This window comes from Salinibacterium sp. ZJ450, from assembly GCF_011751885.2.
Classification (GTDB): Bacteria; Actinomycetota; Actinomycetes; order Actinomycetales; family Microbacteriaceae; genus Ruicaihuangia.
In genome coordinates, this window is sequence record NZ_CP061771.1 from 1,450,232 (window position 1) to 1,473,088 (window position 22,857).

The 22,857-nt window shown below is 67.4% G+C and carries 25 protein-coding genes; 13 read left to right on the top strand and 12 right to left on the bottom strand.

From position 1 onward, the window contains the following. Positions 1–11 precede the first annotated feature (11 nt). Positions 12–653: a response regulator gene (locus HCT51_RS06870; RefSeq protein WP_255523554.1), complete on the top strand. Its 642-nt coding sequence runs from the start codon at positions 12–14 to the stop codon at positions 651–653. Positions 654–798: 145 nt separating this feature from the next. Here the strand turns inward: HCT51_RS06870 and HCT51_RS06875 are convergent, their stop codons facing one another. Genes HCT51_RS06875 through HCT51_RS06885 form a run of 3 tightly spaced genes read right to left on the bottom strand, consistent with a single transcriptional unit; the run spans position 799 to position 3,723 of the window. Then, complete coding sequence (locus tag HCT51_RS06875) at positions 799–3,051, bottom strand: heavy metal translocating P-type ATPase (RefSeq protein WP_166872607.1); 2,253 nt, start codon at positions 3,049–3,051, stop codon at positions 799–801. Between the two features lie 5 nt (positions 3,052–3,056). Further along, entirely contained in the window at positions 3,057–3,386 is a 330-nt protein-coding gene (locus tag HCT51_RS06880) for a heavy-metal-associated domain-containing protein (RefSeq protein WP_224760718.1), read from the bottom strand. A gap of 37 nt (positions 3,387–3,423) precedes the next feature. Further along, positions 3,424–3,723 carry a metal-sensitive transcriptional regulator gene (locus HCT51_RS06885; RefSeq protein WP_166872605.1) on the bottom strand — a complete coding sequence of 100 codons (300 nt, stop codon included), beginning with the start codon at positions 3,721–3,723 and terminating at the stop codon, positions 3,424–3,426. A 66-nt stretch (positions 3,724–3,789) separates the two neighbouring features. Between HCT51_RS06885 and HCT51_RS06890 the strand changes: the two genes are divergently transcribed. After that, positions 3,790–5,949: a heavy metal translocating P-type ATPase gene (locus tag HCT51_RS06890; RefSeq protein WP_166872602.1), complete on the top strand. Its 2,160-nt coding sequence runs from the start codon at positions 3,790–3,792 to the stop codon at positions 5,947–5,949. Between the two features lie 102 nt (positions 5,950–6,051). Next, positions 6,052–6,780, top strand: coding sequence for a response regulator transcription factor (locus HCT51_RS06895; protein ID WP_166872599.1), 729 nt, complete (start codon positions 6,052–6,054; stop codon positions 6,778–6,780). Here the strand turns inward: HCT51_RS06895 and HCT51_RS06900 are convergent. The 4 genes from HCT51_RS06900 to HCT51_RS06915 all read right to left on the bottom strand — a co-directional run bounded on the left by HCT51_RS06900 (position 6,764) and on the right by HCT51_RS06915 (position 10,483). Further along, a complete protein-coding gene (locus tag HCT51_RS06900) occupies positions 6,764–7,456 on the bottom strand; it encodes a response regulator (RefSeq protein ID WP_166872596.1) in 693 nt (230 codons plus the stop codon). The two genes, HCT51_RS06895 and HCT51_RS06900, sit on opposite strands and share 17 nt — an antisense overlap. After that, positions 7,453–8,661: an ATP-binding protein gene (locus HCT51_RS06905; protein WP_224760719.1), complete on the bottom strand. Its 1,209-nt coding sequence runs from the start codon at positions 8,659–8,661 to the stop codon at positions 7,453–7,455. Before HCT51_RS06905 ends, HCT51_RS06900 begins: the two co-directional genes overlap by 4 nt. Before the next feature lie 62 nt (positions 8,662–8,723). After that, entirely contained in the window at positions 8,724–9,548 is an 825-nt protein-coding gene (locus tag HCT51_RS06910) for an ABC transporter permease (protein WP_166872593.1), read from the bottom strand. Beyond that, positions 9,545–10,483 (bottom strand): ABC transporter ATP-binding protein, encoded by a 939-nt coding sequence (locus HCT51_RS06915; RefSeq protein ID WP_166872590.1) that lies wholly within the window; start codon positions 10,481–10,483, stop codon positions 9,545–9,547. The genes HCT51_RS06910 and HCT51_RS06915 overlap by 4 nt, the downstream gene beginning before the upstream one ends. A gap of 194 nt (positions 10,484–10,677) precedes the next feature. On the opposite strand from HCT51_RS06915, the gene HCT51_RS06920 reads away from it, so the two are divergent. Then, positions 10,678–11,040, top strand: a complete 363-nt coding sequence (locus tag HCT51_RS06920; protein ID WP_166872589.1) for an iron chaperone — start codon at positions 10,678–10,680, stop codon at positions 11,038–11,040. Here the strand turns inward: HCT51_RS06920 and HCT51_RS06925 are convergent. Genes HCT51_RS06925 through HCT51_RS06940 form a run of 4 tightly spaced genes read right to left on the bottom strand, consistent with a single transcriptional unit; the run spans position 11,024 to position 14,794 of the window. Further along, positions 11,024–12,040 (bottom strand): glycine betaine ABC transporter substrate-binding protein, encoded by a 1,017-nt coding sequence (locus HCT51_RS06925; protein ID WP_166872586.1) that lies wholly within the window; start codon positions 12,038–12,040, stop codon positions 11,024–11,026. The genes HCT51_RS06920 and HCT51_RS06925 overlap by 17 nt on opposite strands. Continuing rightward, positions 12,041–12,886 (bottom strand): ABC transporter permease, encoded by an 846-nt coding sequence (locus HCT51_RS06930; protein ID WP_166872583.1) that lies wholly within the window; start codon positions 12,884–12,886, stop codon positions 12,041–12,043. It abuts the gene before it with no gap. Beyond that, positions 12,886–14,160, bottom strand: a complete 1,275-nt coding sequence (locus tag HCT51_RS06935; protein WP_166872580.1) for an ABC transporter ATP-binding protein — start codon at positions 14,158–14,160, stop codon at positions 12,886–12,888. The genes HCT51_RS06930 and HCT51_RS06935 overlap by 1 nt, the downstream gene beginning before the upstream one ends. Next, a complete protein-coding gene (locus HCT51_RS06940) occupies positions 14,153–14,794 on the bottom strand; it encodes an ABC transporter permease (protein ID WP_166872964.1) in 642 nt (213 codons plus the stop codon). The genes HCT51_RS06935 and HCT51_RS06940 overlap by 8 nt, the downstream gene beginning before the upstream one ends. A 359-nt stretch (positions 14,795–15,153) precedes the next feature. On the opposite strand from HCT51_RS06940, the gene HCT51_RS06945 reads away from it, so the two are divergent. The 6 genes from HCT51_RS06945 (at position 15,154) to HCT51_RS06970 (ending at position 18,889) form a co-directional block, all read left to right on the top strand. Then, positions 15,154–15,795: an LON peptidase substrate-binding domain-containing protein gene (locus tag HCT51_RS06945; protein ID WP_166872578.1), complete on the top strand. Its 642-nt coding sequence runs from the start codon at positions 15,154–15,156 to the stop codon at positions 15,793–15,795. Positions 15,796–15,842: 47 nt separating this feature from the next. Beyond that, positions 15,843–16,640: a ZIP family metal transporter gene (locus tag HCT51_RS06950; protein WP_166872575.1), complete on the top strand. Its 798-nt coding sequence runs from the start codon at positions 15,843–15,845 to the stop codon at positions 16,638–16,640. A 73-nt stretch (positions 16,641–16,713) separates the two neighbouring features. Further along, positions 16,714–17,241 (top strand): hypothetical protein, encoded by a 528-nt coding sequence (locus HCT51_RS06955; protein WP_166872570.1) that lies wholly within the window; start codon positions 16,714–16,716, stop codon positions 17,239–17,241. A 101-nt stretch (positions 17,242–17,342) separates the two neighbouring features. Then, entirely contained in the window at positions 17,343–18,038 is a 696-nt protein-coding gene (locus HCT51_RS06960) for a glycoside hydrolase family 25 domain-containing protein (RefSeq protein WP_166872567.1), read from the top strand. A gap of 32 nt (positions 18,039–18,070) precedes the next feature. After that, positions 18,071–18,499 (top strand): NUDIX hydrolase, encoded by a 429-nt coding sequence (locus tag HCT51_RS06965; RefSeq protein ID WP_166872564.1) that lies wholly within the window; start codon positions 18,071–18,073, stop codon positions 18,497–18,499. A gap of 99 nt (positions 18,500–18,598) precedes the next feature. Then, positions 18,599–18,889: a hypothetical protein gene (locus HCT51_RS06970; RefSeq protein ID WP_166872561.1), complete on the top strand. Its 291-nt coding sequence runs from the start codon at positions 18,599–18,601 to the stop codon at positions 18,887–18,889. A 9-nt stretch (positions 18,890–18,898) separates the two neighbouring features. On the opposite strand, the gene HCT51_RS06975 is transcribed toward HCT51_RS06970, so the two are convergent. After that, a complete protein-coding gene (locus HCT51_RS06975) occupies positions 18,899–19,585 on the bottom strand; it encodes an SOS response-associated peptidase (RefSeq protein WP_166872559.1) in 687 nt (228 codons plus the stop codon). 103 nt (positions 19,586–19,688) lie between these two features. Here HCT51_RS06975 and ligD point away from each other — a divergent pair, with 103 nt between their 5' ends. The 3 genes from ligD to HCT51_RS06990 all read left to right on the top strand — a co-directional run bounded on the left by ligD (position 19,689) and on the right by HCT51_RS06990 (position 22,806). Further along, complete coding sequence (gene ligD, locus HCT51_RS06980) at positions 19,689–20,711, top strand: non-homologous end-joining DNA ligase (RefSeq protein ID WP_191413811.1); 1,023 nt, start codon at positions 19,689–19,691, stop codon at positions 20,709–20,711. A gap of 98 nt (positions 20,712–20,809) precedes the next feature. Continuing rightward, positions 20,810–21,841, top strand: coding sequence for a LolA family protein (locus HCT51_RS06985; RefSeq protein WP_166872556.1), 1,032 nt, complete (start codon positions 20,810–20,812; stop codon positions 21,839–21,841). Next, a complete protein-coding gene (locus tag HCT51_RS06990) occupies positions 21,838–22,806 on the top strand; it encodes an ABC transporter ATP-binding protein (RefSeq protein WP_166872553.1) in 969 nt (322 codons plus the stop codon). Before HCT51_RS06985 ends, HCT51_RS06990 begins: the two co-directional genes overlap by 4 nt. Positions 22,807–22,857: the final 51 nt, after the last annotated feature.

Below are 22,857 nucleotides of genomic sequence, written 5' to 3' on the forward strand. Positions count from 1 at the left end.
TCCGCGTCGCGGTGGTCGACGACCAGCCCTTGTTCTCCGCTGGCTTGCGCATGCTGATTGAAGCTCAGGACGGCATGGACTGTGTGGGGACTGCGCTCGACGGTGAGGCGGCCGTCGCCTTGAACGACAAGGAACGGCCAGACATCATGCTGATGGACTTGAGGATGCCGGTCATGAACGGCCTCGACGCGACGAGACGAATCAGCGCCAGCGGGCACGCGGACGAAACGCCCGGCGTGATCGTGCTCACCACCATCAAGCACGACCTCGCCGTCTACGACGCCTTCCAAGCGGGGGCGAGCGCCTTCCTCACCAAGGACGCCACGCCCGATCAGGTGATCGGAACCATTCGAGATGTGCACGGCGGGCATGCGATTCCCGACGTGAGAGAAACCCTCGCGATCGTGCACGACTTCGGCCGACCTGCACCACGAGACCGTCACCTGGACGTCCTCGAACCGCTCACGCAACGGGAGCGTGAGGTGTTTCTGCTCCTCGCCCGCGGGTTGACCAATGCGGAGATCGCCGATGCCGGCTACATCAGCGAAGCCACGGTCAAAAGCCATGTCAGGGGAGTGCTCCAAAAGCTCAATCTGCGAAGCCGAGCGCAAGTTGTCGTGTTCGCGTATGAGAACAACCTCGTCGCGCTCTGACAGCGTGACCGACCGGGAGGAATGATGGGCGTGGGATTCAGCTCTATTGATCCGAGTGGAATAGTTCTGCCACCGACTGTGCAGCACGATGTGACTGACATCGTCGAGGCCATGCTGTCTGCATCACGTGAAGCATGACAGCTCGTCACTGACGTGCGGCGTGAGAAACCACCGCTTCCGCTCGGAACCTGCGCAACCGCAGGCTGTTCGTCACCACGAACACCGACGAGAACGCCATCGCGGCTCCGGCAAGCAGCGGGTTCAGCAGCCCCAGCATCGCCACCGGAATAGCGGCGACGTTGTAGGCGAACGCCCAAAACAGGTTTCCCTTGATGGTGCCGAGGGTGCGTCGTGACAAGCGGATGGCGTCGGCGACGGAGAGCAGATCGCCGCTCATCACCGTGAGGTCGCTCGCGGCGATCGCGGCGTCGGTTCCGGCCCCCATGGCGATGCCGAGGTCGGCTGCCGCGAGCGCTGCGGCATCGTTCACCCCGTCGCCGACCATCGCCACCACTCGACCTTCGGCCTGCAGTGAGCGAATCGCCGCCAACTTTCCGGCCGGGGTGACTTCGGCCCGCACATCGGTGATCCCAACGGATGTCGCGACCGCCCGGGCGGCTCCACTGTTGTCACCGGTGAGGAGCACCGGGGCCAGCCCCAGTCGGCGGAAACGCCGAATCGCCTCCGCGCTGGTGGGCTTCACCCTGTCGCCGACCACAAGGGCACCACGCACGGCGCCGTCCCAGCCCACAACCACGGCCGTGCCCGCACCGGCCTCCGCCGTGTCAACCGCCGAGCGCAAGCCGTCCGGAAGGGCGAGCGCCCACCGGGCTTCAACCCATGACGCCCGGCCGATGATCACGGCCTGATCGCCGACCGTTGCGGTGACGCCATTGCCTTGCTCAGAAGCGAAGGAGCTTGCGGGCGGAACGGGCCCCTCCAGTTCAGCCGCCGCCACGATGGCACGACCGATCGGATGCTCGGAGCCGTGCTCCGCCGCTGCGGCCAGCATGAGGACAGTGGCCCGGTCGGCCTCATCCGTTGTCAGCACGTCGAGTAGTTGCATCCGTCCACTGGTGACGGTGCCGGTCTTGTCGAGCACAATGGTGTCGACCTTGCGCGTGGACTCCAGCACCTGAGGGCCGCGGATCAGGATTCCCAATTGGGAGCCACGTCCGGTACCGACCAGCAGGGCGGTCGGTGTCGCGAGGCCGAGCGCGCACGGGCAGGCGATGATCAAGGTCGCGACGGCTGCGGTGAACGCGGCCTCGACCGACCCGTCGATGAGCAGCCAGCCGAGCAGTGTGAGCAGCGCCAAACCGATCACCACCGGTACGAAGACCGCCGACACCCGGTCGGCGAGCCGCTGCGCCTCGGCCTTGCCGGTCTGCGCCTCCTCAACCAGGCGAGCCAGACGCGCGAGCTCCGTGTCGGCACCGACCCTGGTTACCTCGACGACCAGTCGGCCCCCGACGTTCACGGTGGAGCCGACGACTCGGTCGCCGACGCCCACCTCACCCGGCATCGACTCACCGGTGAGCATGCTCAGATCCACCGCCGAGGCACCCTCCAGCACGAGGCCGTCAGCGGCGATCTTCTCGCCCGGTCGAACCAGGAACTGGTCGCCGGGCACCAAGGCTGCGACAGGCACGCGCACCTCGACACCGTCGCGCAGCACGCTGGCGTCTTTAGCTCCGAGCTCAAGCAGGGCACGCAGGGCCGCCCCGGACTCGCGCTTGGTGCGAGCCTCGATGTAGCGGCCGCCGAGGATGAACACGGTGACGGCGGCTGCCACCTCGAGGTAGATCTCGCTGGCACCGGAGCCCGGTTCAGCGATCAGGCTGAACGTCATCTGCATCCCCGGCATGCCGGCCGTTCCGAAGAACAGCGCGTACAGCGACCACGCGAACGCGGCGAGCACCCCCACGCTCACCAGCGTGTCCATGGTGGCGGCGCCGTGGCGGGCGTTTACCCACGCGGCCCGGTGGAACGGCCACGCGCCCCAGACCGCCACCGGGGCGGCGAGAGTGAGCGCCAGCCACTGCCAGTTGGTGAACTGCAGAGCGGGGATCATCGAGAGCGCGACCACCGGAACGGTCAGTGCCGCTGAGAGGATCAGCCGCAGCCGGAGGGACGCGAGCGTGTCCGGAACCGTGGCCGCGGCATCCGACTCTGGTTCGGCGCGTGGCGGTGGTGGCAACTCCGCGGTGTATCCGGCGGATTCGACCGTGGCGACCAGCTGGTCGACCGTGACCTCGTCGGGGACGGTGACGCGGGCCTTCTCGGTGGCATAGTTCACCGTCGCCTGCACCCCGGGGAGCTTGTTCAGCTTGCGCTCAACCCGATTCGCGCACGACGCGCAGGTCATGCCCCCGATGTCCAGTACGAGATCCGCCATGAGAATTACGCCTGCGCCAGGGCGTATCCGGCCACATCGACGGCAGCGCGGATGGCCGCTGGGTCAAGCGGCATCGTGCTGGCAACCGTCACGGTTGAGACGCCGCCGACGTTCAGCTGCACGCTGACCGACTCCACTCCGTCGAGCGAGCTGAGTTCTTCGGTCACGCTCGACACGCAGTGCCCGCAGGTCATGCCGGTCACTGGAAGGTTCGTGGTGACCAGGTCATTTCCCGCTGCCGCAGCAGTCGTGGCGGGGGAGTGACCGTGACCGCAGGCGCAGCCGCCGTTCCTGTCGGTGAGGCCGAGGTCGTTCGAGGCATTGGTTCCGCACATTGCTGTACTCCTGGTGTGGTGGGTGATGGGTGAGTGGTCAGGATCGGACGAGCCGAGCGATGGCGGCCGACGCTTCCTTGATCTTGGCGTCGGCAACGTCTCCGCCCTCGCGGGTGGCCGCAGCCACGCAGTGGCTTAGGTGGTCATCGAGTAGCTGCAGAGCTACGGTCTCCAGCGCCTTGGTGGCCGCGGAGACCTGGGTCAGGATGTCGATGCAGTAGACGTCTTCGTCGACCATGCGCTGGATGCCGCGGACCTGGCCCTCGGCGCGACGGAGTCGTTTGAGCAGCTCGTCCTTGTTGTTCACGTAGCCGTGGGGCGTGACGTCGTGGTTCATTCCGGGCCTCCTGAATATACCGGGCGGGGGTATCGGTATTACCCCTATGGGGTATATCTTAGGCATATGAGCGACTCGCATGGGGGAATGGACCACAGCAAAATGGATCACGGCACGATGGACCACGGCACCATGGACCACGGCGCGATGGACCACAGCGCCATGGACCACAGCGCCATGGGGCACCAGGGCCACGCCGGGCACGGCGATCACGTCGCCCAGTTCCGCAGGCTGTTCTGGATCATGCTGGTGATCGCGATCCCGGTGGTGCTTCTCAGCCCGATGTTCGCGGGCATCGTCGGCTACCAGCTGCCCGACTTCGCCGGTGTCGAATGGATCTCGCCGATCCTCGGCACGGTGATCTTCGTCTGGGGCGGCCGCCCCTTCCTCACCGGCGCCGTCAGCGAGCTCAAGGCCAGGAAGCCCGGCATGATGCTGCTGATCGGCACCGCGATCACGGTCGGATTCATCGCCTCGATGGGCGCCAGCCTCGGCCTGCTCGATCATGAGCTCGACTTCTGGTGGGAACTCGCCCTGCTGATCGTGATCATGCTGCTCGGCCACTGGATCGAGATGCGATCGCTCGCACAGACGTCGTCCGCGCTGGAATCCCTGGCCGCCCTGCTCCCCGATGAGGCCGAGCGCATCGAGGGAGATCAGATCGTCACCGTTGCACCCTCGGCGCTGCGTGTCGGCGACCTGGTGATCGTGCGACCGGGTGCGCGCATCCCCGCCGACGGCGACATCGTCGAGGGAACCGCGGATGTCGATGAGTCGATGGTCACCGGTGAATCACGCCCGGTCAGCCGCGGACCCGGCGCACACGTGGTCGCCGGCACGGTCTCCACCGACACCGCCCTGCGCATCCGCATCTCGGCGGTCGGAGACGACACCGCCCTCGCCGGCATCCAACGGATGGTGGCGGACGCCCAGAACTCCACCTCCCGGGCGCAGCGCATCGCCGACAGGGCCGCCGGCTGGCTGTTCTGGTTCGCCCTCGGCTCCGCCGTGATCACCGCCATCGTCTGGGTGATGCTCGGCCTGCCCGATGACGCGGTCGTGCGCACCGTGACGGTGCTCGTGATCGCCTGCCCGCACGCGCTCGGGCTGGCCATTCCCCTCGTCGTCTCCATCGCCACCGAGCGGGCCGCCAAGGGAGGGGTGCTCATCACCGACCGCCTCGCGCTTGAGAGCATGCGCAACGTGACATCCGTGCTGTTCGACAAGACCGGCACCCTGACCAAGGGGGAGCCGATCGTCTCAGCGGTCGCCACCACCGACGGCCGCACCGAAGACGAGGTACTCGCCCTCGCGGCCGCGGCCGAGAGCGACAGCGAGCATCCACTCGCCCGCGCTATCCTGGCCGCAGCCGACGCCCGCGGGCTCGCCCTGTCGGCCGCCACGGCGTTCCAGTCCGCCCCGGCGGAGGGCGTGGTGGCGACCATCGACGGCCAGCGGATCAGCGTCGGCGGGCCGTACCTGCTCGGCCGGCACGGTGTCGAACCGCTCGCCGAGAGCGAGGAGTGGGCACGCGAGGGCGCGATCATCCTGCACGTCTTCGCGGATGGACGGGTGATCGGCGCGCTGAAGCTCGCTGACGAGGTGCGGGAGGAGTCCCGCGAGGCCGTGAACGCCCTGCACCACCTCGGCATCGACGTGGTGATGATTACCGGCGACGCCGCGGCGGTCGCGAATAAGGTGGGCGCCGACCTCGGCATCGACCTCGTGCTCGCAGGCGTGCGGCCGGAGGAGAAGGCCGCGAAGGTCGCCGAACTCCAGGCCGGCGGGCGCCGAGTTGCGATGGTGGGTGACGGTGTCAATGACGCTCCCGCTCTCGCGCAGGCCGATGTCGGCATCGCCATCGGGGCGGGAACGGATGTCGCGATCGCCTCAGCCGGCGTCATCCTCGCCTCCTCCGACCCCCGATCGGTGCTGTCGGTGATCGAGCTGTCCCGGGCGAGCTACCGCAAGATGAAGCAGAACCTGTGGTGGGCGGCCGGCTACAACCTGATTTCGGTGCCGCTCGCCGCCGGCGTACTCGCGCCGATCGGATTCGTGCTGCCGATGTCGGTCGGCGCCATCCTGATGTCGCTGTCCACGATCGTCGTGGCCCTGAACGCGCAGCTGCTGCGCCGGCTCGACCTGCGACCGCAGGCGACCACCCGCACGGCGCTCGCCCGCGAGGCGAGCGGCAAGCGGCAGCCGGTGAGCGCCGCGGCGCAGTAGCGGCGCGGGCAACACGGCGAATTTTCAGGCTCGCGGCTCACAGTGGGTGGCGAACCGAATCGGACCGACATGCTTGTTTGCGGGCAGGGCGACTGAACGCCAGTGAGAATTCTGGTTGTCGAGCATTACACGAGGATCGCGAATCTTCTGGCGCGATCACTCGCGGAGGCCGGTTACGCGGTGGATACCGCCGACGGCGACGACCCGAGACTGTTGTCGTTTCAGGTGGGCGTGCATGACCTCGTCATCCTCGACGTCGCTCCGGAGGATGAGGGCACCGAGACCGCCCTCTGCCAGGCGATTCGCGGAATCGACACCGACATCCCGATTCTCATGCTGACCACCCTGCACTCGCCGTCACGGCGTGCGCGCGTGCTGGATGCCGGAGCCGACGACTATTTGGTGAAGCCGTTTCACGAGATCGAGTTCCTGGCCAGGGTGCGTGCCCTGCTTCGCCGCGCCCCGCACGCCGACCCGCCGATCCTGCAGGCGCAGGGCGTGCGGCTGAACCCGGCCACCAGGAGCGCCGAACGCGGTGGACGGCAGATCACCCTCACCGCGAAGGAGTACGCGGTCCTGGAGTACCTGATGCGCAACGCCGGCACCATCGTGAGCTCGACTGCCCTGATCGACCACGCCTGGGATCAAAACTATGAGGGCTTCAGCAACGTCGTGCAGACCTACATCCGCTACATCCGGCAAAAACTTACGGCGGCGGGGGAGCGCGACATCATCGAAACCCGACGCGGATCTGGCTACACGATCGCGGCGGATTCACCGGATGCCGCGACTGCGCCGGATGCCGGGGCAGGCCCTACTCGCCCGGGGTGACCAACGCGGTTTCGAAGGCGAGCACGACCGCCTGCACGCGATCGCGCAGGCCCAGTTTGGTCAGGATGCGGCCGATGTGCGTCTTCACCGTCGCCTCCGACAGGAACAGCTGCGTCGCGATCTCGGCGTTGCTGTGCCCGCGCGCCAGCACCCTCAGCACGTCGATCTCGCGAGGGGTGAGGGTGGACAGCCGCGGGTCGGCGCCGTTGCCCGCCGCGGTGGACTTCACCGGCAGGTGCGGGGCGAACAGTTCCAGCATGCGATGCGCAATCCGTGGGGTGAGGGCCGCGTCGCCGGCGGCGACCGTGCGGATCGAGGACAGCAGCTCGCTCGGCAGCACGTCCTTCAGCAGGAACCCGCTCGCCCCGGCGCGCAGGCCGGCGAAGGCGTAATCATCGAGGTCGAACGTGGTGAGGATGATCACCCGGGTCTCCGGCAGCGCCTCGACGATGCGGCGGGTCGCCTCGATCCCGTCGGTTCCCGGCATCCGCACATCCATCAGAACCACATCGGGCCGCAACTCATGCACCGCCGCCACCGCGTCGGCGCCGTCGCCCGCCTCGCCGACCACCCGCAGATCGGGCTCGGCATCGATGACGAGCCGGAAGCCCATGCGCAACAGCGGCTGGTCGTCGACGAGCAACACGCTCAGTTGCGGGGTCGTGGGATCGGTCACGTCGTCTCCTCCGGATCAGCGAACAGCACCGCGTGCACATGCCAGCCCCCGGCGGGGCCGGGTCCCACCTCGAGGGTGCCCCGGTAGATCGCCACGCGTTCCCGCATGCCGATCAGCCCCTGGCCGGCGCCCTCGACGGGACTGTCGCCCACGCCGTGGCCATTGTCGCGCACATCCACCGTAACCTGAGTACTGCTCGACACGATGGCGACGCTGACCCTACTGGGTTCGTGGGCATAGCGCAGCACGTTGGTGAGGGATTCCTGCACGATGCGGTGCACGGTGAGTTGCAGACCGGCTGAGCTCGGTGGCTCGCCGGTGAGGGTGAGCGTCACCGGCACGCCCGCCGCCCGGTAGCTGTCGACGAGGCTCGCCAGGTCCTCGTTGCCCGGCTGCGGGCGCAGTGCCGAGGCCGCGTCATCCGGTGCCGCGTCCTCACCGTCGCGCAGCACGCCGAGCAGCCGACGCATGTCGGCGAGGGCGCTTCGGCCGACATCCCGTACCTCGCGCATCGCCTGCTTCGCCTGGTCGGGGGATCGATCGGCCGCCGCCTCGGCGCCGTTCGCGAGCGCGACGACGACCGTGAGGCTGTGCGCCACGATGTCGTGCATCTCCCGGGCGATCCGCGAGCGTTCAGCCGCGCTGGCCAGCTGCGCCTGCGCATCGCGTTCGCGCGCGAGCTGTTCGGCACGGTCGATCAGCGCAGTGGTGTACCGCCTGCGGTTGCCCACGTTGCTGCCGATCAGGGTCGCGATGAGCATGAGCACCGCGAACGCTATGGCAAAGGACACCCAGTCGTTCAAGGGGATCCAGAAGAATGACGGCAGCACGACACCGGCGAAGCTGAGCCCGTAGGCGATCCAGGCGCCGCGGCTGGAGGCGTACACGGCCACCGAGTAGAGCGCGATCAGCAGGCCGAGGGAGGTGGAGTCCTGGGCCTGCTGCCAACTCGCGATCGCTGTCATCGCGGCGATCACCGTGACCACGATGACCGGATGTCGGCGCCGGTACAGGAGCGCGATGCCAACCACCGCGAGCAGGAGCACCTGCAGCACGGCCTCCGGCCACGGATATCTGCCCGGTTCGACAATGGCCATCACGACCGTGGTCAGCATGACGGGCACCACGTGCAGGGCGAGCAGGATGTCGGCCAGCCGCGGGTGGCGGGCCCAGAATCGCCGGATCGCGCCCGGCGGTGTCGGCAACGGCAAATCCCCGGGTGCCTGCCGCGTCGGCGAGGCACCCGGGAACTGGGGTGGAGAAAGGGTCACGCGTCCCGCTTGCGGAGCAGGATCACCGCTGCGGTCAACGCCGCCGCCACCCAGACGAGCAGAACTCCGAAGCCTTGCCACGGCCCAAGGGTAGCGGTCTCGGTGGCTTCCATCATGATCTGCTCGCCGGCCTGCGCGGGAAGGTAGGTCGCCATGGTGGAGGCCCACTCCCAGGGGAGCATCGACAGGATGATCGGCACGATCAGCAGCATGGCGACGATGGTGCCGATTCCGCCGGCGGTGCTGCGGATGATGGCACCGACGGCCATCGACAGCACGCCGATCGCGGCGAGGTACAGGCCGCTACCGAGCAGGATGCGCAGCACCTCGGGATCGGTCAGGGTGGACTCGAGCTGCTCGGTGGCGAGGATCGGGTTGGTGGCGAGGAACGTGGCCAGCGTGGTCGCTACCCCAACGATGAAGGCGACGACCGCGAAGACGATGGCCTTCGCCGCGAGCATCGGGGTGCGGCGCGGCACGGCCACCAGCGTGGAGCGGATCATGCCCGTGCTGTACTCGCCGGAGATGATGAGCACGCCGAGCGTGGCGACCGCGAGCTGGGCGATGAACACGCCCATCGTGGCGGTTGACACGCCGAGACCCAGCTCGCCGCTGACGCCGAACTCGGCGGTCGCCTCGGCCGCGCCGCCCAGACGGGCGGCCTCGGTGAAGCCGATGGCGAGCAGGATGCCGAAGCCCACGACGAGCGCGGCGGCGATGGACAGTGTCCAGGCGGGGGATCGGAGGGAGCGGAATTTGATCCACTCGCTGCGCACCACGCGGCCGAAGCTGAGGACGGGTGCGGGGCTGATGGCGGTCATGAGCGGGTCTCCTGGGTAGCGCCGGATGGCGTGCTGGTTCGGTATTCGATGTCATCTTGGGTGAGAGACATGTACGCCTCTTCGAGGGATGCCGTGACGGTGCTGAGTTCGTGCACGATCACACCACTGCGCGCGGCGATCTCGCCGATTGCGGGGGCGTCGAGGCCGGCGACCTGGAGCACGTTCGCGTCCGCGGTCTGCGTGACCGTGACATCCGGTCCTCGCAGCGCGTTGACCAGCGCGTCGGGCTGAGGGGTGCGCACCCGCACGGTGGCGGTGCTGGCCATCGCCACGACGTCGCCGACCGGGGCATCGGCGATGATCCGGCCACGGCCGAGCACGATGATGTGGTCTGCGGTCATGGCCATCTCGCTCATCAGGTGCGAGGAGAGCAGCACGGTGCGGCCCTCGTTGGCGAGGTGGCGCAGCAGGTGGCGCACCCAGAGCACGCCTTCCGGGTCGAGTCCGTTCACCGGCTCGTCCAGGATGACCGTGCTCGGGTCGCCGAGCAGGGCGGCGGCGATGCCGAGGCGCTGCCCCATGCCGAGCGAGAACCCGCCGACCCGCTTGCGCGCCACCGAGTCGAGACCGGTCATGGTGATGACCTCGCGCACCCGGCTGGTGGGGATGCCGTGGGTCGCGGCGAGCGCGAGCAGGTGGTGGTATGCGCTGCGGCCGGTGTGCACGGCCTTGGCGTCCAGCAGGATACCGGCCTGGCGCAGCGGGTCGCGGTGCTCGGCGAACGGCTTGCCGTTCAGCGTGACGCTGCCGGAAGTCGGGTAGTCCAGCCCGGCGATCATGCGCATGGTGGTCGACTTGCCGGAGCCGTTCGGGCCGAGAAAGCCGGTAACGCGACCGGGGTGAACGGTGAACGTCACATCATCGACGGCGGTCTTCTCGCCGTATCTCTTGGTCAGGCGGATTGCCTCGATCACGTGGTCCTCTATCTGTTGGAAGGTCCAAACCGGTGTCGGTTTGGTTGATACTTCGACAGTAGAAAGCGCACGGGCCGGGCGGATCGGCCGCAAGAGGTCATTGCGGCACCGGCAGCGGGTACGCCAAAAGTCGTACCCGCTGCGCCAGATGGCTGACACTGCGGCAGTGACGTGCGCGGGCATAGAGTGCTGCCATGGCCGAGGTCACCGATTACATTGCGGGGCTCGATGAGCCGGCGCGCTCGCTGATCCAGCGATTCGTCGAGCGCACCGTCCGGCTGGTTCCCGACGCCGAGCAGGGGATGAGCTACGGGATGCCGGCGCTGCGCTATCGTGGGCGGCCGCTGCTCAGCGTGATGGCCACCAAGAGCGGGTACTCGCTCTTCCCGTTCAGCTCCGACGTCGTCGCGCACGCCATCACCGAGCTCCCCGGCTTCGCCTCCACCAAGGGCGGCATCCGCTTCACCGATCAGGCGCCGATTCCGGATGCCGTGTTCGATCGCATTGTGCTCGATCGGCTGCGGGAGATCGACGCGGCGCTCACGGGGCAGCGGTGATGAATCCGTTCTCGGCCATCCAGTCGAACGCCACATCGGCGGGGTCCTCGCCGTCCACGTCCACGCGCAGGTTCAGCGACCGCATCACCTCATCGGTGAGCAGTGGGGAGAACTGTTCGAAGATGCCGGCCAGCTCAGGGAATTGCTCGAGCGTTTCGGTGTTGAACACCGGCGCGACGTTATAGGCGGGGAAGAATTTCTGGTCGTCGGCCAGCACGGTAAGCCCGAGCGCGTCGATGCGGCCGTCGGTGGCGAAGACCTCGCCGAACGTGCACTCCCCAGCGTTGGTGGCGCTGTAGATCGCGCCGACGTCATACAGCCCAATGTTGCTTTCGGGTACGCCATCCGGGGTGCCCCGATCGAGGCCGTAGTGCGCGAGCATCGGTGTGAAGCCGTCTGGACGGGAGTTGAACTCCGGCTCCACGCAGTAGGTGCGTTGGTCGACCGGGACCTTGGCCATGTCCGACAGGGTGCTAAGGCCGTACTCAGCCGCCGTCTCATTGGTGACCGCGAGGGCGTAGGTGTTGTTCAGCGGTGCCTTCGCGCCCCAGGTCAGACCGTTCTGCAGGTCTTCGTCGTGCACCGCCTGCCACTGGGCGTCCTGATCCGGGATTCCCTCGGTGTGACCGAGGAATGACAGCCATGCGGTTCCGGTGTACTCCCAGATGATGTCGGCGTCGCCCTCCAGCATCAGGGTTCGCGTCGGTTGGCTGCCCGGCACGTTGGTCAGGTCAGACACGGTGAACCCGGCGGCCTTCCCCGCCAGTACGGCCATCTTGCCGAGGATGAGGCCCTCGGTGTTGTTGCGGCCGGTGACCGTCACCTCGGCCTCGGATGCTCCCTCAATCGGCCGGATGCTGCCGGGCGCGGCATCCGGCACATACGAGGTCGCCGGTTCCAGGCCGCATCCGGCGAGCGTGCCGACGATCGCCAGCGCCGCGACACCGACGCCGAGGCGCCGAGTGCTCTTCGCACCGTTCCGCTTCAGGCGGTCGAGCATCTACAGTCCCTTCGGCTTGGCCACGTGTTCTACCACCCGTCCGAGCCAGTCGATCAACAAGGCCAACAGCGCCACGAGCACTGATCCGGTGATCAGCACCGCCGGTAGGGCCAGCTGGATGCCGGTGGTGATCAGCACTCCGAGGCCGCCGCCGTTGATGAATGCGGCGAGCGCGGCCGTGCCCACCATCAACACCAGAGCGGTGCGGATGCCGGCGAGCATGATCGGAACGGCCATCGGCAGTTCCACCTTGAGCAGCACCGCGCGGGAGGTCATCCCCATTCCACGTCCGGCTTCCACCAGCCTCTGGTCGACGTGCTGCAATCCCACCATGGTGTTGCGCAACACGGGCAGCGCGCCGTAGAGCACGAGAGCGATCACGGCGGCCCAGAAGCCGAATCCCATCCAGAAGGCCAGCAGCACGATGAGGCCGATCGACGGTGCTGCCTGCCCGATATTCGCGATCGCGAGCACCGGGCCGCTGAACTTCCGCATCCGGCGCCGGGTCAACCCGATTCCGAGAGGCACGGCGATGATCAGCACAATCAGGGTGGCGACCAGGGTCAGTTGCAGGTGTTCTACCGTGTATCCCCAGAGCGCGGCCGGGGAGAGAGTGGTGAGCTCGGTGGGCGAGAGGTCCGCCAGGGACAGCCACACGACCACGACGACGAACAGGGCAATGATGACCCCGAGCTGGATCCACAGTGCCTTCCAGGAGCGGCCTGCAACCTGGCTCTCGAGGTCCGCTTCCGCCTCAGCGAGCGTTTCTTCGTCGAGGGATTCGGTGTCGACCGTTGGTGGGTCCACAGCCGGATCGTTCGACGAGGCGCCGATTCTCTCAGCCATCAGTGCTCGGCTCGCTGCTCGGACACCACGGCGGCGGTGTCATCGGTCAGCCCGACTGTCTGGATAGCGGCGGTGTTGATGCCTACCGGGGCATCCTGTGGCACGATCGCCGCTGCCTCATGCGCCTTGGTGATGGCGGCCATCACCGTCTTCACGTCGATGACCCCCTCGAAGACGTCCCGGCGTCCGGTGACGAGCGCGGCACCGGCGCTGGACACCAGCATGGTGTCCAGGGCGTCGTTGAGCGTTGCCCGGTTGCCGACGACCGGCAGCTTCGGGTCGAGCTCTCCGCTGATGATCTGCTGGCGCTCCAGCTGACGGCGCGACGGCCACTGCAGCGGACGCTGCCGCTCGTCCACGATCACCGCGTGGCCGTGCCCGGCCGCCGTGACGCGCGCCAGCACGACGCTAGCCGCCTCGCCGGGACGACCGATCACCGCGTCTGCCAGTGGCGCATCGCTGACCCTGGACAGGGTCAGCTGTTTGAGTCCGGCGCCGGATCCGATGAAGTTCTCCACGAACTCGCTGGCCGGTTCAGCGAGGATGCGCTCCGGAGTGTCGTACTGCACCAGCTGCGCGCCCTCGTTGAAGATCGCGATCCAGTCGCCGAGCTTCACCGCCTCATCGAAGTCGTGCGTCACGCAGACGATCGTCTTCTGCAGTTCCGATTGCACCTGCAGCAGCTCGTCCTGCAGCCGCAGCCGGGTGATCGGGTCGACGGCGCCGAACGGCTCATCCATCAGCAGCACCGGCGGGTCCGCGGCCAGCGCCCGGGCAACACCCACGCGCTGCTGCTGACCGCCAGACAGCTCCTTCGGGAAACGATTGCGGTACACGGCGGGGTCCAGCGAAACCAGTTCGAGCAGCTCATCCACGCGGGCGGCGATGCGCGCCTTGTCCCAGCCCAGCATCTTGGGAACGACCGCGATGTTGGCGCCCACCGTGATGTGCGGGAACAGCCCGCCGGCCTGGATGACGTAGCCGATCTTGCGGCGGAGCTTGTCGCCGTCCATTTTCGTGACGTCCTCACCGTTGATCACGATGCGGCCCTCTGTCGGTTCGATCAGCCGGTTGATCATCTTCAGCGTGGTGGTCTTGCCGCACCCGGAGGGCCCGACGAACATCACCATCTTTCCGGCCGGAATCTCCAGGGTCAGCCCGCCCACCGCGGGTTTGCGCTGGCCGGGGTAACGCTTGGTCACCTGGTCGAGCAGGATGCTGGCACCGGTCACGCCGTCAGCGCGGGGTGCAGGGGAGACGGTTGGTTCAGACACGGATACCTCGCGGGATTGTCAGGCGGCCAAGGCCGACCAGTAGGAAATCAAGAATGAGCGCAAGAATGACGACGCCGATGACGCCGACGGCGACGGACTCGATGGAGTTGGCGCCACCCAGGCGGGACAGACCGGAGAAGATGAAGCCGCCGAGGCCGGGGCCGAGGGCGTATGCCGTGATGGCGGCGATGCCCATCACCATCTGGGCGGAGATCCGCACCCCGGCTAGCACCACCGGCCAAGCGATCGGAATCTCCACCTGTAGCAGCGTGCGGAATCGGCTCATGCCGATGCCGCGAGCGGACTCGATCACGGTGGGCTTGATGCTGGCCAGCCCGACGACGGCGTTGCGCAGGATCGGTAGCGTGGCGTAGAACGCCACCACGATCACGGCCTGAGTCACCCCGAAACCGAACGGACCGATGAGCAGACCGATCAGCGCGAACGAGGGGATGGTCAGCCCGACCGCCGAGATCGAGTTGGCCGCCGCCACCAGTCCCTTATTGCGGTACACCAGCACCGCGAGCACCATCGCGATGATGGTGGCGAGAATCACACACTGCACCACCAGGCTGAAATGCTGCCAGCTCGCGAACAGGATCTGGTTGAGCCTGTCCGATATGAAATCCAGCACAAACAAGCTCACTTTCGCGGGTTAATCGATCGATCGCGTCGCACGCGAAGCAGGCGGCTCCGCTGTCCGTCCCAAAGGATCGGCGACTCTCGTGGTCGTCTGAACGCGAATTCAGTTGATGGGCGATCCCGTCGATGTGGTTTGGCAGGTTTCCGGTCACAGATCACTGCTCAAACGACGGCGTTATTCGCCAAGGCTTAGACGCGGTCGCGGGCGCGGGGCGGGCGAGGGTCCGGGGCAATTGTACCCGCATCCGCCCAATCCAGTTTCGGGATGGCACGTCGCCGGGGTGCCCGGATGCCGGATCCACGGTGATAAATCTCAGGCGCGTTTCGCCTTCCGGGGGCAGAGTGGTTGTCATGACGACGATGCCGATGTTCCCCCTCGCGTCGGTGCTGTTCCCGGCGATGCCCACCGCGCTCCGCATCTTCGAGGAGCGGTACTTCGTCATGCTGGCCCGGGTGCTGCAGGCGGAGCGGCCGGAGTTCGGCATTGTGCTGATCGAGCGCGGCTCGGAAGCCGGCGGCGGTGAGCAGCGGTTCGGCATCGCCACGGTGGCGCGCATCACCCAGCTGCGGTCCGACGACGGCACGGTCGGGCTGCTGGCCAGGGGCGAACGTCGCATCGAGGTGACCAGGTGGCTTGCCGACGACCCGCACCCGCAGGCCGAGGTGCGCGACGTGCCAGAGCTCGAGTGGTCAGATGAACTGCAGCCGCTGCACGACGAGGCGGAACGCCTGGTGCGTCGCACGCTCGCCCAGGCCAGCGAGTTCACCGAACAATCGTGGCCCGCGGATGTCGGACTGTCAGAGAACCCGATCGACTCGTCCTGGCAGCTCGCCGGAATCGCACCGGTCGGCCCGCTCGATCAGATCCATCTGTTGCAATCGGCAACGACCGAGCAGCTGCTGCGCGGCGTCATCGAGGCGACCACCGACGCCGCCGAGGTGATCGCCATGTCCTGGGACGAGGATATGCCGCCGGCGGATGACGCGGACTGACCGTCAACCATCTTCCGCGCCGTGGCGCCCAGTCCCATACTGGCGGCATGGCAACGTCGTTGCTGTTCGGTGTGGTGGCATCCGGTGCCCTGTTACTGGGCGCGTTCGTCGGCGCGCGGTTCCAACTCCCCAAGCGGTTGCTCGCGGTGATGCTGTCGTTCGCGGCCGGCGCTCTGATCTCCGCGCTGACCTTCGAGCTGTTTGAAGACGCGTACCACCGCGGGGGAATTGTGCGCGCCGCCATCGGCCTGTTCGTCGGCGCCGGAGTGTTCATCGTGCTGAGTGCTTTGCTCGACCGGTGGGCGCAAGCGGGGCCACGCCCGAAGCCTGCCGCGGAATACCATGGCAGCGCCAAGCTCGACACGGATGCCGCCGCCCTGGGAAGGGCGCCCACCGTTGCGTCGACGCAGGGTGCCGCCGGGCTTGCCCTGCTCGCCGCCGCCACTCTGGACGGGGTGCCGGAGAACCTGGCGCTGGGAGTATCGCTCAGCGAGGGAGGGGGCGCGGGCGGGTTGGCGCTGCTGATCGCGATATTCGTCGCCAACTTTCCGGAGGGGCTGGTCAGCGCCGCGTCGATGCGTAGCCAGGGCTGGTCGACCGTCAAGATCATGGCGCTCTGGTTCGCCTGCTTCGTTCTGTTGGTGGTCGCGGTCGTGGTGGGTGCGAGCCTCCTGGCGGACACTGACCCGAAGACGATTTCGTTGCCGCTGGCGTTTGCTGCTGGGGCCGTGATCGCCGCCCTGTCCGACACGATCATGCCCGAGGCGTATGAGAACGGAGGACCGGCGGTCGCCCTCAGCACTGCGGCCGGGTTTGTGCTGTCGTTCGTGCTGTCCCTGGCCTAGACCGCGTCATATCTCTTACCCCGCGCGGTGCGGCGGCACCCCGACCTCGCGCGCGGAGCGAGACAATTGAGGCGTGCGATTCCTTCGGCGAAAACAGCGGGTCGACGTCGGCACTTATGAGCCGGCGGAAGCCATTCCCCCTGCCCCCATCGAGCGGGTTGTGGAGGAAGGCCTGCTGATCGCGACCACCGCGGTGCGGATGCAGGTGAAGAACCACATCATCATGGACGCGATCCAGCGCAACACCGAGTACGACCCGATCGATCTTGCCGCCGTCGCCAGAGATGAGTTCGAGGTGCTCGCGAAGCAGAACGACAGCTTCGCCTACAAGCAAACCGAAGACCGGTATATCGACATCCACCGGTCACTCGCCGAGGCGCTGCGGAAGGCCGCAGACGACACCGACAAGGTGGCTGGGGTGGTCGAGCAGGCCCGCGAACAGGCCTGGAACGAGGTCGGCAGCGCCATCGTCGCCAAACTCGCCCGCGCCGGGGAACCCGGCCGTGACCCGGACTACGAGCGGGAGAAGCAGTCGCGACTGCGCACCCTGATCACGGTCGACCTCGCCACCCTCAGCGAAGAGTCACGCGACACGTACTAGTCCCGTCTGCCCTTTGCAGATCTGCCGCTCGGTGGAAGACTGGAGATCTCATCCGGAACCAGGAAGGTTTCGGGCGGATACCCGGGTTTTAGGGGGCCGATGTGAGAGCGCGCATTGTGGCTGCCCTCTCCGGCGTGCTCGGCGTTCTGCTCACCGCAGGCGCCCTTGTGGCCGGCCCCGCCGCGCACGCTCCGAACCGCGCGAGCGTGAAGGCCATCGACTCGGCCAACACCATCGAGGATCCGGCCTGGTTCCAGGCTGCCTACGACGCGGGGTTCCGGCTGTACGTGATGCATGCGACCTCGTGGGGCACCTGCGAACCGTGGCACCGAACCCAGTTGCAACTGAAGATGGCGCTGAACGCCGGGTTGATGATCGCCGTGTACACCCGTGACCCTCGCTGTTGGGAGGGGGGAATAGTGGCCGCCGGCCCGTACCGGAGCCAGTTGCAGTTCTTTGCCATCGATGTCGAGCCGGGAGGCGCGCAAGTCACCCGCGAGATGATCGATGGCGTGAAGCGGATGGGCGTGCGACCCGTCATCTATTCGGGATCAGGCATGTGGCCGGAAGAAATGCAGTACTCGATCGCGTTCACTGATGTCCCGCTCTGGGATGCCGCATCCGGCCCGATCGACTACGACACCTGGGAGGCCGACTTCGAGTCCCCGAAACCCGACCGTTTCGGCGGATGGAACACGCCGCTCACCATGCGCATCGGCGTGCAGCAGGCGTTCGAGCACGAGCTGAACGGCATCTACGTCGACCTCAACTCGTTCGACGCAACCTTCCTACGCTGAACCGGCCGCGGCCGCTTCGTTACGCTGGAGCCATGACGAACGGTGACGGCACGGCCGCGCGGGCGACGACCGGGGTCTTCACCCTCGCGGCCGCGCTCATCCTGGACAGCCGTGGCCGGGCACTCCTTGTCCGCAAGCGGGGAACGGATGCGTTCATGCAACCGGGCGGCAAGGTGGAGCCGGGCGAGACCGCCCTCGAGGCGATCGTGCGGGAGCTCGAGGAGGAGTTGACGCTGCGCCTCACGCCGGCCGATCTGGGCTATCTGGGCCGGTTCGCGGCGGCCGCGGCGAACGAACCCGGCTGGACGGTCGACTGCGAGGTGTTCACCGTGACGACCGATTCGCCGGTGCAGGCCGCCGCCGAGATCGCCGAGGCGAGGTGGTTCGACCCGTCCGACACCGGTTCGGCGATCATTGCACCGCTGACCACCGAGCACGTGTTTCCGGCCGCCGGACTCTGACCCTCGGATCGAGCTGGGAGAAGAGCCCTACGCCCCTTGCGTTTTGGGGCAAGTGGGTTCTCACTGAAAGAGCAAGTTGCAGTCCCACAAGGAGGAGCAATGTTCGCTCGAGTCAGCACCTATCAAACCGGTCCGGATTTCACCGCGACGTCGATGCCGGAGGAGACGATGGACCAGGTTCTCGCGCTACCGGAATGTCGCGGCGTCTATTTTCTGAATGCAACAGACTCCACCACGGCGCTCACGATCTCGCTGTGGGAATCCCGCGATGCCATGACATCCAGCAGGGAAGCCGTCAACCCGATCCGCTCCGAGCTGAGCGAGAAGATGGGCATGGATATCCTCTCGACAGAAGAGTTCGAGGTTCTGCGCAGCAAACTCACCCGGTGAGTGGGTTGCTCAGCGCAGCGGTTCGATCAAGTGCGGGCCGTTGTTCTTCACCGAGTTGGCGTCCTTCGACACCTGATACGCCTCCAGCCGGTGCGCCACCTCGAGCGAACTGCGATCCAACAGTTTCAGCAGTTCTTCGGCATCAAGGTGACCGCCGAGCCAGTCGTTGTAGCTCTCCGGGGTGAGGCACACCGGCATCCGGTCGTGCACTTCACCGGGTGCGACGTGCGCATCGCGGGTGATGATCGCCATGCTGAGCGTCCACTTGGCTGGATCGTTCTCGTCTTTCGCCGGATCAGGCCAGGCCGAGATGATTCCCGCCATGGTGATCGCGCCGGCCGGGTCGTGGATGAAGTACGGCTGCTTACCGCCGTCCTGCTCGAGCACCCACTCGTAGTACCCGTCGGCGGGAACGAGGCAGCGGGCTTGCGCAAATGCCTTGCGGAACATGCCGCTCGTCGCCACGTTCTCGATCCGGGCGTTGATCGGTTGCGGCTTCTTCCTCAGATCGGGGTACCAACTGGGCACGAAGCCCCAGCGCACCCCGGGCATCTGCCGCTGCCCGTGGCGTTCGCGCACCACCGCCACGTCGTCTGTCGGCGCCACGTTGTAGCTCGGCCGGAGGTCGCCCAGTCCCTCGATGAGGGTGGCCAATTCGTTGGCGGTCGTGTCGCTGACCACAAAGCGTCCGCACATGCCCCCATCTTCGCCCGCCACGGGCAGCGGCACAATCGGCCCCCGCACTCGTGCCTGCGCCATCACTTGCCACGGGGCGCTCGCCGCTGGGAAGGTTGTCGCTATGGCAACCGACGCAGTTCTCCTGCCCATTGACGGGCCACATGGGCAGCGCGACATCCGAATTTCGAGCCCCAATCGTGTGCTTTGGCCGGAACCGGGCATCACGAAACTCGATCTTGCCCGCTACATCGTCGAGGTCGGCGAGGCGTTCGTCACGGCCAACGGCGACCGGCCGCTCTCGCTGCAACGGTTTCCGGCCGGCATCGACGGTGAGCAGTTCTTCTCGAAGAATCCGCCGAAGGGCGCGCCAGACTTCGTGCGCTCCGTGATGGTGGTCTACCCGAGCGCCCGGACGCATCCGCAGCTGGTGATCGACGAGCCGGCCGCCGCCGTCTGGGCGGTGCAGATGAACACGGTGGTGTTCCACCCCTGGCCGTCCCGCGCCGAGAACTCCGACAACCCGGACCAGCTGCGCATCGACCTCGACCCGCAGCCCGGCACCGACTTCGACGACGCGATTCCCGCGGCGCTGGAACTGCGGAAGGTGCTCGACGAGGTCGGGCTGACCACGTTCATCAAGACCTCAGGCAACCGTGGCCTGCACGTGTTCGCGCCGATCGAGCCCACCCGTGAATTCCTCGACGTGCGGCACGCGGTGATCGCGGCCGCCCGAGAATTGGAACGGCGGATGCCGGACAAGGTGACGACTGCCTGGTGGAAGGAGGAACGCGGCGAGCGCGTGTTCGTCGATTTCAACCAGGCCAACCGTGACCGCACCATGGCCGGCGCATACAGCCCTCGGGCGCTCGGCCACGCGCCGGTCTCCACCCCGATCGAGTGGGATGAGCTGGAGAGCACCGACCCGCGGCAGTTCACCATCCTCACCGTGCCGGACAGGCTGAAGAGCACGGGCGACCCCTGGGCGCGGATGCATGAGAATCCGGGCACGATCGATCAGTTGCTCGGCTGGTGGGAGCGGGATCTCGCGGCTGGCCTCGGCGAGCTGCCGTTCCCGCCCGATTACCCGAAGATGCCGGGTGAACCGTCGCGGGTGCAGCCGAGCCGGGCGCGCAAGGACGCGTGATCGTCTTCACACCGATCTGTGAGCTTAGATCGGTGCCAACAGCGTCGGGGTGGCGTAGCCTCGGCTGAAGAGCAAACTCCACCGTGGGAGGTCTCACCATGACTCGTGTTTGGGCGCGCTGGGTGCCTGCCGTTGTTGCGGCGGTGGTCATCGCGGGCGGAACGGTCGCCGCCACCGCGGCACCGGATGTCGACTTGCCAGACAAGTCCCCGAGAGAGGTGCTGGCGCTGGTCGCCGGGCACTCACTGGATGGCTTCAGCGGAACAGTCGAGAAGTCCACTAACCTCGGGCTGCCAGAGCTACCGGTTGGCGCGGACAAGTTCGGTGGCGCCGACGTCGGGTCGGCGCTTGACTTCCTGACCGGTTCGCACACCGCGCGGATCTTCGTCGACGGCCACGACAAAGCCCGAGTGCAGGTGCTCGATCAGCTCGCCGAGCGCGACGTTGTGGTCAACGGGCAGGACGTCTGGCTGTACGACTCCTCGAAGGCCACAGCGGTGCACCTGACGGTGCCCGAGAAGGACGCAACGGGGGATCACGCCGGCGATTACTCCCCGGCCGACCTGGCTGACAAGCTCCTCGACCACGTCACGCCGAGCACCGAGGTGACGGTGGGCGAGGACACCAGCGTGGCCGGACGCGACGCGTACGAGCTGGTGCTGACCCCGCGCACCTCCGAGACCCTGGTTGAGCAGATCTCCATCGCGGTGGATGCCGAGACCGGCCTGCCGCTCGCGGTGACGGTCGAGGCAGACGGCCAAGACGATCCCGCCATCGAGGTGGCCTTCACCTCGCTGACGATCGGAGCGCCGCCAGCCGACACCTTCGCCTTCACCCCGCCGGAGGGGACGGATGTCACGGAGCACGCGCTGCCCGAGAAGTCCGGCCCGCCCGCCGAGCACCCGATGCCGCAGGTCAGCGGCAGCGATTGGACTACCGTCCTCGAGTTCCCGGCCGGAACGGCGCCGGCCGAACTGACGAACTCGCCGGTGTGGGCGGAGCTGACCAGCCCCGTCGCCGAGGGGCAGCTGCTCAGCACCTCCCTGCTGAACGTGCTGGTCACGCATGATGGGCGCGTGTTCGTGGGGGCGGTTCCTGCGGAGGTCTTGCAGGCTGCGGCCGCCGGGTGAGCGGCGCCCACCCGGTCGCGGAACTGGCGATCGAGACGAGCAACCTGACCAAGCGGTTCGGTAACCGAGCCGCGGTCGACCAGGTGGATCTGGCCGTGCCGCGCGGCGCCGTGTTCGGATTCCTCGGACCGAACGGCTCGGGAAAGACCACCACCATCCGGATGCTGCTGGGACTCGCCGCGGCATCCGATGGAGACATGCGAGTGCTCGGCCAACAGATGCCCCGCGCGCTCGCCGCGGTGCTGCCCAGGGTCGGCGCCCTGGTGGAAGGTCCGGCGTTCTACCCGTTCCTGTCCGGCGCGGCCAACCTGATGCGCCTCGACTCCGCCGACCGCTACGCGCCAGCCGCCACCAGGCGAGCGCGCGTGCAGACCGCCCTGGAACGGGTCGGCCTCAGCCATGCCGGGTCGAAGCGAGTGCGGGCATATTCGCTCGGGATGAAGCAGCGCCTCGGCATCGCGGGGGCACTGCTGTCACCGCGGGAACTCTTGGTGCTCGACGAGCCGACCAACGGGCTGGACCCGCAGGGCACCCGCGAGGTGCGCAGCCTGGTCCGGTCGCTCGCCGATGCCGGCACCACCGTGTTCGTGTCGAGCCACCTGCTCTCGGAGGTGGAGCAGATGTGCACCCACGCGGCCATCATGAGCGTGGGACGCCTGGTCGCCCAGGGCACGCTCGACGAGCTGCGACGGGTGGGGGAGTCGCATGTGCTGGTGCGCACTCCGGATGTCGCGCTGGCGCGCCAGGTACTGCGGGAGCTCGGCCTGCTCCCGACCGCTCCGACCGGCGACACGCCATCAGATCAGGTGCGTGCCGTGCTCGGCGGGCGGCAGGTCGCGGCAGAGCAGATCGTGGAGACCCTGGTGCACCGCGGCGTGCGGGTGCGCGGGTTCCTGCTGGAGAACGCCACCCTCGAGGAGCGGTTCGTTGCCCTGACCGGGGAGGGGTTCGACGTTGTCAGCTGAACAGGCGGCGTCAGCCGAGCAGGCGGCGACCAGCATCCCGGCGCAGGCGGC